This is a genomic window from Fluviicoccus sp. (genome assembly GCF_030646115.1).
GTDB lineage: Bacteria > Pseudomonadota > Gammaproteobacteria > Pseudomonadales > Moraxellaceae > Fluviicoccus.
Genome location: NZ_JAUSMX010000002.1, coordinates 430962 through 441438 on the forward strand (window position 1 = coordinate 430962; position 10477 = coordinate 441438).

Annotated in this window: 9 protein-coding genes; 2 read left to right on the forward strand and 7 right to left on the reverse strand. The window is 58.7% G+C overall.

What is annotated here, in order from left to right; genetic code table 11:
• Positions 1-3 precede the first annotated feature (3 nt).
• The 5 genes from hisC to gyrA form a co-directional block, all read right to left on the reverse strand.
• Entirely contained in the window at positions 4-1104 is a 1101-nt protein-coding gene (gene hisC, locus Q7T36_RS02070; protein ID WP_304843458.1) for a histidinol-phosphate transaminase, read from the reverse strand.
• Positions 1105-1165: 61 nt separating this feature from the next.
• Positions 1166-2263 carry a prephenate dehydratase gene (gene pheA / locus Q7T36_RS02075; protein WP_304843460.1) on the reverse strand — a complete coding sequence of 366 codons (1098 nt, stop codon included), beginning with the start codon at positions 2261-2263 and terminating at the stop codon, positions 1166-1168.
• Between the two features lie 41 nt (positions 2264-2304).
• The gene (locus Q7T36_RS02080; RefSeq protein WP_304843462.1) at positions 2305-3207 is read right to left on the reverse strand and encodes a phospholipase A; all 903 of its coding nucleotides are present in this window, start codon (positions 3205-3207) and stop codon (positions 2305-2307) included.
• A gap of 37 nt (positions 3208-3244) precedes the next feature.
• On the reverse strand, positions 3245-4321 hold the full coding sequence (gene serC / locus Q7T36_RS02085) for a 3-phosphoserine/phosphohydroxythreonine transaminase (RefSeq protein WP_304843464.1): 1077 nt from the start codon (positions 4319-4321) through the stop codon (positions 3245-3247).
• Positions 4322-4405: 84 nt separating this feature from the next.
• Positions 4406-7090, reverse strand: coding sequence for a DNA gyrase subunit A (gene gyrA, locus Q7T36_RS02090; protein WP_304843466.1), 2685 nt, complete (start codon positions 7088-7090; stop codon positions 4406-4408).
• A gap of 214 nt (positions 7091-7304) precedes the next feature.
• Here gyrA and ubiG point away from each other — a divergent pair, with 214 nt between their 5' ends.
• Together ubiG and Q7T36_RS02100 are read left to right on the forward strand one after the other, a co-directional pair.
• Positions 7305-8006 carry a bifunctional 2-polyprenyl-6-hydroxyphenol methylase/3-demethylubiquinol 3-O-methyltransferase UbiG gene (gene ubiG, locus Q7T36_RS02095; protein ID WP_304843468.1) on the forward strand — a complete coding sequence of 234 codons (702 nt, stop codon included), beginning with the start codon at positions 7305-7307 and terminating at the stop codon, positions 8004-8006.
• Between the two features lie 80 nt (positions 8007-8086).
• A complete protein-coding gene (locus Q7T36_RS02100; RefSeq protein ID WP_304843470.1) occupies positions 8087-8926 on the forward strand; it encodes a DNA-binding protein in 840 nt (279 codons plus the stop codon).
• 7 nt (positions 8927-8933) lie between these two features.
• Here the strand turns inward: Q7T36_RS02100 and murB are convergent, their stop codons facing one another.
• On the reverse strand, positions 8934-9947 hold the full coding sequence (gene murB / locus Q7T36_RS02105; RefSeq protein ID WP_304843472.1) for a UDP-N-acetylmuramate dehydrogenase: 1014 nt from the start codon (positions 9945-9947) through the stop codon (positions 8934-8936).
• 18 nt (positions 9948-9965) lie between these two features.
• Entirely contained in the window at positions 9966-10472 is a 507-nt protein-coding gene (locus Q7T36_RS02110; RefSeq protein ID WP_304843474.1) for a low molecular weight protein-tyrosine-phosphatase, read from the reverse strand.
• Between the last annotated feature and the right edge of the window lie 5 nt (positions 10473-10477).

Below are 10477 nucleotides of genomic sequence, written 5' to 3' on the forward strand. Positions count from 1 at the left end.
GATTCAGCCCAACACGTTGGTCAGGGCTTCGAGAAAGCGCGCATTCTCGCTCTCCAGCCCGATGCTCACCCGCACCCAGGTGGGCATGCCGTAGTTGGCGATGGGACGCACAATCACGCCCTCTTTCAACAGCGCCTGAAACACTTCCATGGCCGGACGCTTGGCATCAAAGGCAATGAAGTTGGCACGGGAGGGAATGAAATCCAGTCCGAGCGCTTTAAGCCCGGCTTCGATCTGGCGCATCCCGGCGGCATTCAATTCACGACTGGCGCTGACAAAGGCGTCGTCCCCCAGACTGGCGGTTGCAGCGGCCAGGCCAAAGCTGTTGACGTTGAACGGCTGGCGAACACGGTTGAGGATATTGGTCACATCGGGATGGGCAATCGCATAGCCGACGCGCAACGAAGCCAGGCCATAAGCCTTGGAAAAGGTGCGGCTGACCAGCAGGTTCGGGTACTGATCCACGTAATCAAAGCCATTCATGAAACCGGCTTCCGTTACGTATTCCACATAGGCTTCGTCCAGCACCACCAGTACCTGCGCCGGAATCTTCGCCATAAAGGCCTCAAAGTCCGCGCTTTCAAACCAGGTGCCGGTCGGGTTGTTCGGATTGGCGATGAAAACGACCTTGGTGTTTGCGTTCACGGCGCGGGCCATGGCGTCCAGATCATGGCCATAATTCACGGCAGGCACTTCCACGCCCTTGCCGCTGGCGGCCAGTACGGCCAGCGGATACACCGCAAAGGCATGCTGGCTGTAGACCGCTTCCTCACCCGGATTGATGAAGGCGCGCGCCACCAACTCCAGAATGTCATTGGAACCGTTTCCCGGTGTGATGCGGTTATGCGCAAAGCCGAACTTCAGGCGAATGGCTTCTTTCAGGGCAAAGGCGTTACCGTCGGGATAACGACCGATCTGGGTCATTTCAGCCTGGATGGCGGACACGGCCAGTGGCGAGCAACCCAGCGGGTTTTCATTACTGGCCAGTTTGACGATATCGTCCAGTCCCAGCTCACGCTTCAGTTCATCAATCGGCTTGCCCGGCTGGTACGGGGTAATTTGCTGCACGCCCGGAGTGGCGCGGTTAAAAAAATCGCAGGACATGGCTATGTTTCCTGTTGAAAGCCCCGCCACGGTCAATCCGTTCAGCGGGGCTATGACCCCATTAGATGACGGCTTTCGGATAAGAACCCAGGTTCTTCAGTTCACGCACGCGGTCGTGCAATTCGTCCAGCACCAGTTTCACCTGCGGCTGCAACTGATGACCTTCAAAATCGATAAAGAAGACGTAGGACCAGATATCCGACTGCGACGGGCGGGTTTCAATTCGCGTCAGCGACAAACCGTTGCGGTAGAACGGCTCCAGGATACGGTACAGCGCCCCGGCTTCGTTGTGCGCAGCAACGATGATCGATGTCTTGTCGTCACCGCTGGACGGTGTGGTTTCCGTGCCTATGATCAGGAAGCGCGTGGTATTGCTGGGGTTGTCTTCGATGTTCTCGTGCAGTTTCTTCAAACCGTAGAGTTCGGCGGCGGTTTCCCCGGCAATGGCGGCGGAATGCCACTCGCCCTTCACCAGCCGCGCGGCCTCGGCATTGCTGGAAACGGCAATACGCTCCACTTTCGGGAAATGGGCATCCAGCCACTTGCGGCATTGCGCCAGCGACTGTTGGTGCGAGTACACCCGTGAAATGTTCTTGAGCTGCGTGCCTTCCGCCACCATCAGGTTGTGGTGGATACGCAACTCCACCTCGCCGATGATCTTCAGCCCGGAATTGATGAAGCAATCCAGCGTATGGTTGACCACACCCTCGGAGGAATTCTCGACCGGCACCACGCCGTAATGGGCGCTGCCCGCCTCCACCTCACGGAACACTTCGTCAATGGTGGCCATTGGGCGCGTGATGGCGGCATGACCGAAATGCTTGAGCGCGGCGGCATGAGTAAAAGTGCCGTTGGGACCGAGGAAGGCAATCTTCAGCGGTGATTCCAGCGCCAGGCAGGCCGACATGATTTCACGGAACAGCCGCGCCACGGTTTCCCCGGCCAGCGGCCCCAGGTTGCGCTGCATCACCATTTGCAGCACCTGCGCCTCGCGCTCGGGGCGGTAGAAGCTGGTGATGGTCGGATCTTCAGCCTTCTTGACCTCGGCGACCAGTTGCGCGCAATGCGCCCGCCGGTTGATCAGCTCGTGAATCTGCACATCAATGGCGTCAATCTGCTGGCGCAGTTCGGGCAGGGTCGGCAAACGGGAATCAGTCATAAGCGTGTGAGTCAGACAAAGGTTATGAACAGACAAGCATGCTAGCGCACCACGATGAGGCCAAAGCCCACGCGGGACGGCTGCTTGCGATTGTAATCCAGAATGGTTTCACCGTAGCCATTGAAATACTGCAGATACAGGGAACCGTTCAGATTTCGTAACAAACCGCGAAACGGATAGCTGGCATCCAGCCGGATGCTGCCATGATTTTTCATGCCTTGGCGAACCATGGCCGACCAGGCCCACGAGTCCTTCCGACTGACCTGAAACTCAAAGTCGCCATAACCCCGGTAGTCGGCAATATCGGGGTTATCGGACTTTTCCAGATAGCCGTAGACTTTGGGCGAGAAGCTCCATACCTGTCCATGATTGCCCAGCAAGCCGCTGAAAACCGGACGGACATAGGCAATATTGATGCTGCGTGAGTCCAGGCTCGCCTTGCCATTGGATTCATGCCCAAAACCCAGCCGCATGCCTTCAAAGGTCTTGAAGCGAGGGAAAATAACCACCGGCAATTGCTCCCAGAACACTTCTGGGCGATAGGCAGAGTCATGAAAAGGCGACGACTTGGTTGTCAAATCCATCAGCGAACTCTGGGTGTAGCCCAGATAAAAGCGCTCCCACCACACCGAATGGGCGGCATTGTCCGGATTCAGCAGGCGATACTTCAGGCTGAACTGGAACTTGAGTCCGTAACTGCCCTTGCCCCGCCAGTTGCCGGAAAGCAAGGCATATACCGGCTCGTGACCGCTGATGCCGCGAACGGAGTCCGGGGTTTCTGTCATGGTGCTGAGCGCTTGCGGCTCAGCCGCCAAAAACGGTTGGCCGGTTGGCGCGGACGATAGCAAGGGCTGATTCTCGTCTTCCTCCGCCAAGGCATCCAGAGACGCCAGATTCCCCAGCAACAGGGCGCTGCTTGACCATGACGTCCATCCGCTGACCATCGCACTACCCCGTTGTTGACGCTTTTGCTGGATGGACTCAGCCGTTTCGACGGGAAAAATCCGTCATGAAGGCAATCAGGGCGTCCACACCCTCTTCCGGTACGGCATTGTAAATGCTGGCGCGCATGCCGCCCACCGAGCGGTGACCGGCCAGATTCAGCAGCCCGGCGGCTTCGGCTTCCTTGAGGAAGGTCTTTTCCAGTTCCGGCTTGGCCAGGGTGAACGGCACGTTCATCATCGAACGGTTGGGCAGCGCCACCGGGTTGCCATAGAACTCATTACCATCAATAGCGGCATAAAGCTTGGCAGCCTTGCGGCGGTTGATCTCGCCCATCTTTTCCACGCCGCCCTGGGCCTTCAACCACTGGAATACCAAACCGGACAGGTACCAGGCATAGGTCGACGGCGTGTTGTACATGGAACCGTTGTCAGCTTGCACCTTGTAGTCAAGCATGGTCGGCGTACCGGGGATAACCTGCCCCAGCAGGTCTTCACGCACAATCACCACCACTAGACCGGCCGGGCCAATATTTTTCTGCGCACCGGCGTAGATCAGGCCGAACTTCGAAACATCCAGCGGCTCAGCCAGGATAATTGACGAATAGTCGGCCACCAGCGGCACATTGCTGTCGGGGATGAAGTCGAACTGCACACCGTGAATGGTTTCATTGGGCGTGTAATGCAGGTAGGCGGCATCCGGATTGACCTGCCAAGACGCGACGTCCGGCACCTTGCGGAAACCGTTGGCTTCGTCCGAGGCGACGACATTGACCTGGCAGAACTTCTTCGCTTCCTTGATCGCCTTGTCGGACCACATGCCGGTGTTGACGTAGTCCGCCGTGGTCTTGCCGCGCAGCAGGTTCATCGGGATCATCGCGAACTGTTGCGACGCGCCGCCCTGCAGGAACAAAACCTTGTAATTGGCGGGGATGTTCATCAGGTCGCGCAGGTCCTGCTCGGCCTGTTCAGCAATGGCGACGTAGTCGGCGCTGCGATGGCTCATTTCCATCACGGATAAACCCTTGCCGTGATAGTCCAGCATCTCGGCCTGGGCTTGTTTCAGAACGGCTTCGGGCAGCGCGGCGGGGCCGGCGCAGAAATTGTAGGCTCGCATCTGGATTTCCTGCGGTTTCAAAGAAATAAGGGGGAAAACCCCGGCCCGATGGGCCGCCCCCTTTCCAAGGGGGCTATTAAGGGGTCAGGCTTCGTCAGGTGATTCGTCGCCGGCGCCGTCATCGGTTTCAGGCTCGTCAGCCGCGTCGTCAGCAACCGCTTCGGGTTCGTCGGCAGCGGAATCAGCCGCAGGCGCGGACACCGCCTCACCCGCCTCGCCAAGGAACTCGTCCTCTTCTTCGGGCTCATCCAGACAGACGACACCCACCAGCTTCTCTTCATCAGACAAGCGGATCAGCATCACGCCCTGGGTGTTGCGCGACATGGTCCGGATTTCGGAAACCCGGGTGCGCACCAGCGTGCCCAGATCGGAAATCAGCAGCAGTTCATTGCCGTCACGCACCACCACCGCACCGACCAGCTCGCCGTTACGCTCGCTGGTCTGTACGGCGATAACGCCCTGACCGCCGCGCAGGCGGTGCGGGTAGTCGCTGACCTTGCTGCGCTTGCCAAAACCGTTGGCGCAGGCAGTGAGGATATCGGCATCTTCCGGCGCCACGCACAACGACACGATACGGGCGGCGTCAGGAATACGCATGCCGCGCACGCCCATGGCGGAACGTCCCACAACACGGACATCGGACTCGTGGAAGCGGATGGCCTTGCCTTCATTACTGAACAGCATGATGTCCTGATTACCGTCGGTAATCTCGACACCGATCAGCTGGTTGTCGCCCTGCAGTTCAATGGCAATCAGGCCGCTGCTGCGGGGACGAGAGAACGCAGCCAGATCGACGCGCTTGACCGTACCGTCGCTGGTGGCCATGAACACGTAATTGCCTTCGGCATATTCGCGCAACGGCAGGATGGCCGACACCTTCTCGCCTTCCTGCAACGGCAGGATATTGACCAGCGGCTTGCCCTTGGCGCCACGCCCGGCCTGCGGCAATTCATACGCCTTCAGCCAGTACACTTTACCCAACGAAGTGAAATACAAAATGGTGTCGTGCGTGCTGACTACCAGCAGATGCTCGATGTAATCCTCATCTTTCATGGCCGTGGCCGACTTGCCGCGACCGCCGCGTTTCTGGGCGCGGTAATCGCTGAGCGGCTGAATCTTGGCGTAACCGGTGTGCGAAATGGTCAGCACCACCGATTCCTCCGTGATGAGGTCTTCCATGCTCAGGTCGAGGCGGGAAGCGATGATCTCGGTGCGACGCTTGTCGCCGTAGGAATCCAGCACCTGACGCAACTCACCGCGAATCACATCCATCAGCAGCTTGGCGTCGGCCAGAATGGCCAGCAGACCGGCGATCTTGACCAGCAGCTCTTCGTACTCACCCAGCAGCTTGTCCTGCTCCAGACCGGTCAGGCGTTGCAGCTTGAGGTCGAGGATAGCCTGCGCCTGATCCAGTGACAGCCGATAGCCGTTTTCCTGCATGCCCAGGTAGTCTTCCAGCGTTTCCGGACGGCAGGCGTTCATGTCGCCGGCGCGTTCCAGCAAGGCCATCACACCGCCTTCCTTCCACAGCTTGGCCATCAGCTTGTCGCGGGCCTCGTTGCCGGTAGCTGAGGACTTGATCAGTTCGATAACTTCATCAATATTCGCCAGTGCAACCGCCAAGCCTTCCAGGATATGGCCGCGTTCACGAGCCTTACGCAGTTCATAGACGGTGCGACGGGTCACCACTTCACGGCGGTGACGCACAAAGGCGGAAATCAGATCCTTCAGGTTAAGAATGCGCGGTTGGCCATCCACCAGCGCCAGCATGTTGAAGCTGAAGGAGCTTTCCAGCGGTGTCTGCGCGAACAGGTTGTTCACCACCACTTCCGCCACTTCACCGCGCTTCACTTCAATAACGATGCGCATGCCGTCCTTGTCGGACTCGTCACGCAGTTCGCTGATGCCTTCCAGCTTCTTGTCTTTCACCAGCTCGGCGATCTTTTCAATGACGCGCGCCTTGTTCAGCTGGTAGGGAATTTCGGTAAAGATGATCGACTGGCGGCCGGTCTTGCCATCCACTTCAATGTGGTGCTTGGCGCGGACAATGATGCGGCCGCGACCGGTACGGTAGGCTTCGACAATACCGGCACGGCCGTTGATGATGGCGCCGGTGGGGAAATCGGGGCCGGTGACAAATTCCATCAGCCCTTCAATGCTGATTTCTTCATCATCAATGAACGCCAGGCAGGCGTTGACCACTTCCGTCAGGTTGTGCGGCGGAATATTGGTGGCCATGCCGACCGCGATACCGCTGCTGCCATTGACCAGCAGGTTGGGAATGCGGGTGGGCATCACCGCCGGAATCATTTCGGTGCCGTCGTAGTTGGGCACCCAATCAACGGTTTCCTTTTCCAGGTCGGCCAGCAGGTCGTGGGCCAGCTTGGTCATGCGCACTTCGGTGTAACGCATGGCGGCCGGGGCATCGCCGTCCACCGAGCCGAAGTTGCCCTGGCCGTCCACCAGCAGGTAGCGCAGGCTGAAGGGTTGCGCCATGCGGACGATGGTGTCGTACACCGCCGAGTCGCCGTGCGGGTGGTATTTACCGATGACGTCACCAACCACACGGGCCGATTTCTTGTAGGGCTTGTTCCAGTCGTTACCCAGCTCGTGCATGGCGAACAGCACGCGCCGGTGCACGGGCTTCAGGCCGTCGCGCACATCGGGCAGTGCACGGCCGACAATCACGCTCATGGCGTAGTCGAGGTAGGACTGACGGAGTTCGTCTTCAATATTGACGGGAACAATTTCTGCGGCAAAATCGGTCATACAAGCTCTCGGATTCGGGACGGCGCCGTCGGTATTCTGTCTTTGTACCGGCGCTTTTCAAGCGCGGAAATATACCATATCCGGAGGGTGTGTGGGGGGCCTCTGCACCCTCTCCCGCCTCCGCGTCAAACAGCTGTATGCAAAACAGTCTGGCGTTGTGGCAGTGCACTGCTTTCCCGTTATACTTCGGTCAGAAAAATTCAGGACACCCCCGATGACCACGCTCAATGTTGATCCCGCCGAAATTGCCAAGTTTGAAGCCCTGGCCGCCCGCTGGTGGGATGCCGACTCCGAATTCAAGCCGCTGCACCAGATCAACCCCCTGAGACTGAACTGGATTGATGAACGTTCCGCCCTGAGCGGCAAACGGGTGCTGGATGTCGGTTGCGGCGGCGGCATCCTTGCCGAATCCATGGCTCGCCGAGGGGCACAAGTGCTGGGCATCGACATGGGAGAAGCACCGCTGGCCGTGGGCCGCCTGCACGCCGCACAGGCGGGAGTTGAGAATCTGGAATACCGCCAAGTCCCGGTTGAACAACTGGCTGAGGAGCAACCCCAGTCCTTTGATGTCGTCACCTGCATGGAAATGCTGGAACACGTGCCCGACCCGGCTTCCATCATCCGCGCCTGCCGGCAACTGGTTAAACCGGGCGGTCATGTATTTTTCTCCACCATCAACCGCAACCCCAAGTCCTACCTGTTTGCCATTGTCGGCGCGGAATATGTGCTGCGCATGCTGCCCAAGGGCACCCACGAATACGCCAAGTTCATCCGCCCCTCGGAGCTGGCCTCCTGGATTCGCGCCGCCGGATTGAACCTGCAGCAAAGTACCGGCCTGCATTACAACCCGCTGACCAAATATTACTGGCTGGCGCCAAATGTCGATGTCAATTACATGGTCCATACCACCAATTAACCGGCGTTTAGCCCATATCCCGATTGAGTCCGGTTCGGGGTGGCTGTAATATTCATTACAACCATCACGAGCCTGCAACCATGCATCCCATTCCCTCCATTCAGCAAGCCGTCTGGCAGGCGGCCGACGAACTGATGTCGCAAGGCCAGCGCCCCACGGTCGCCAGTGTCCGTGAAATCACCCGTCGCGGCAGCGCCGGCACCATCAACGATGCCCTGAAAGTCTGGTGGGAGAATCTGGCCGAACGGCTGAGCAATCGCATTCCGCAACCCGAAGTTCCCGAACCGGTGGTTGAACTGACCCGGCAATTATGGGAACGGGCTCTGGAACACGGTGAAAAGGCCTTTGAGCAGTTGCGTACCGATGCCTTGGAACAGGTACGAGTCGCGGGTGAAGACCGTCACGACGCCCTCTCCGCCCTGGAGCAATCCGGCCTTCGTTATCAGGAACTGGAGCAACGCTATGCGGCGCTGGAAGCCGGCGAACGGGACATGCTGGCGCGGTTGTCCAGCGAAACCGCCTTGCGGCAGGAGCTGGAAGTCCGGCTGGAAAGCCGACAGCAGGCGTTCAATGAACTGGATCAGGCGCGCGGCCAGTTGGAAAAAGAGCTGGCGTTACTGGCAGCGCAATACCGGAATGTGGAGTTGGAACAGCAGCGTCAGTCAGACTCCCTGACCCGGCAGCTGACGGAACAGCGGGAACATTACGAAGCCGTGCTGCGCATGCAGCAGCAAGGTCTGGAAGACAGTGAAGGCCGATTGGCGCTGACGGAAATGCAACTGATGGAGACCCAGACCCTGCTGCGTCTGGAACAGCAACGGCTGGCGTCACTGCAGGAAGAGAATACGCGGCTTAAAATCGAATCAAGGCATCCATTGTCCAAACGCGACAACCTGAAGGCGCGGTTGCGGCGGGTCTAGCGGCAACTCAGCCGACAATCACCGGTTCAATTTCCAGCGCGACTCCGAATTTATCAGAAACATCCCGCTGGATGGCCGCTGCCAGAGTCAGTATGTCGCAGCCGGTGGCTTTGCCCCGGTTCACCAGAACCAAGGCTTGCTTGTCATAGACCCCGGCTTCCCCCAGAGTTTTGCCCTTCCAGCCTGCCCGCTCAATCAGCCAACCGGCAGCCAGTTTCACCCCGGAGGCTTGCGGATAGGCTGGAAGTTCGGGGAAATCCTGCCTAAGCCGATCGAATTGGGCGGTTGGCACCACCGGGTTCTTGAAGAAGCTCCCGGCATTTCCAATCTGCGCCGGGTCGGGCAACTTGCTGCGGCGGATGGCGATAATGGCGTCGGCCACCTGCCGTGGCGAGGGCCGGTCCACGCCGGTCGCCTGTAGCTGTCGGCGGATATCACCGTATTCGGCATGGGCCAAGGGCCGCTGTGACAGCCGGAAGCGGACACGGGTGATAATCCACTGTCCGGCCGCATCCTGCTTGAAAATACTGTCACGATAGGCGAAACGACATTCAGCGGCGGTGAAATCTCTGGTAACTCCGGTTTCGCGATGCATGGCCGTCAGACCACATAGACTGTCCTTCACCTCCACACCGTAAGCCCCGATGTTCTGCACCGGCGCCGCCCCGACCGTGCCGGGAATCAGCGACAGGTTTTCCAGCCCGTACCATCCCTGAGCCAGGCAGTACTGAACGAAGTCATGCCAGATCTCCCCGGCAGCGGCCTCAACCACAACCTCATCCTGAGTGGCTGACAGCCGTTGGATGCCTTTTTGCCGCATCACAAGAACCAGCCCCGGAAAATCGCCCCGCAGCACCATGTTGCTGCCACTTCCCAACACCATCAACGGCAGGTTGCGGGCCGTCACTGACAGCAACAGGAAGCGCAATTCGGCATCACTATCAACCAAGGCCAGAAACCGGGTCTGCGCCTTGATGCCGAAGGTGTTGTAACGGGTTAAAGGCTGACTCTCAAGAAACATGGGCATCTGTCCGGACAATCAGCAAGCGCAGTTGATCAGGCCTTTTTCCTGAAGCAGGGTTTTCAGCAGGTTTTCAACTGCTGTCTCCACCAGGTCGAGCACGGCCTCAAAATCCTTTTCATCACCGCCATAGGGGTCCGGCACTTCGCCACCCTTGTTGACCGGATGATAATCCAGCAGATATTGCAGCCGGGCTTTCGGATTACGGCAATATTGCCGCACCTTTTCCATATCCCGCATGTTGCGGCGATCCATCACCAACACATAGTCGAAGTTTTCAAAGTCCGTGGGCTTGATGAAACGCGCACGCAATTTCGACAGGTCATATCCCTTGGCCTTGGCGTACTTCTGCGCCCGGCGGTCAGGCGGCTCCCCCACAAAATGGGCTGCCGAACCAGCCGAATCTATCTTGAACAGATCCGTCCAGCCGGATTTCTCCACCATTGAACGAAAAACCCCCTCCGCCGTGGGAGAGCGGCAAATATTGCCCGTACATACGAACAATATCGAAATCTTGTCACTCATGCTGA

Excerpts from the sequence above, each read along its gene's own strand:
- hisC (WP_304843458.1), bottom strand. The coding sequence starts at position 1,104 with ATGTCCTGCGATTTTTTTAACCGCGCCACTCCGGGCGTGCAGCAAATT.
- pheA (WP_304843460.1), bottom strand. The coding sequence starts at position 2,263 with ATGACTGATTCCCGTTTGCCGACCCTGCCCGAACTGCGCCAGCAGATT.
- Q7T36_RS02080 (WP_304843462.1), bottom strand. The coding sequence starts at position 3,207 with ATGGTCAGCGGATGGACGTCATGGTCAAGCAGCGCCCTGTTGCTGGGG.
- serC (WP_304843464.1), bottom strand. The coding sequence starts at position 4,321 with ATGCGAGCCTACAATTTCTGCGCCGGCCCCGCCGCGCTGCCCGAAGCC.
- gyrA (WP_304843466.1), bottom strand. The coding sequence starts at position 7,090 with ATGACCGATTTTGCCGCAGAAATTGTTCCCGTCAATATTGAAGACGAA.
- ubiG (WP_304843468.1), top strand. The coding sequence starts at position 7,305 with ATGACCACGCTCAATGTTGATCCCGCCGAAATTGCCAAGTTTGAAGCC.
- Q7T36_RS02100 (WP_304843470.1), top strand. The coding sequence starts at position 8,087 with ATGCATCCCATTCCCTCCATTCAGCAAGCCGTCTGGCAGGCGGCCGAC.
- murB (WP_304843472.1), bottom strand. The coding sequence starts at position 9,947 with ATGTTTCTTGAGAGTCAGCCTTTAACCCGTTACAACACCTTCGGCATC.
- Q7T36_RS02110 (WP_304843474.1), bottom strand. The coding sequence starts at position 10,472 with ATGAGTGACAAGATTTCGATATTGTTCGTATGTACGGGCAATATTTGC.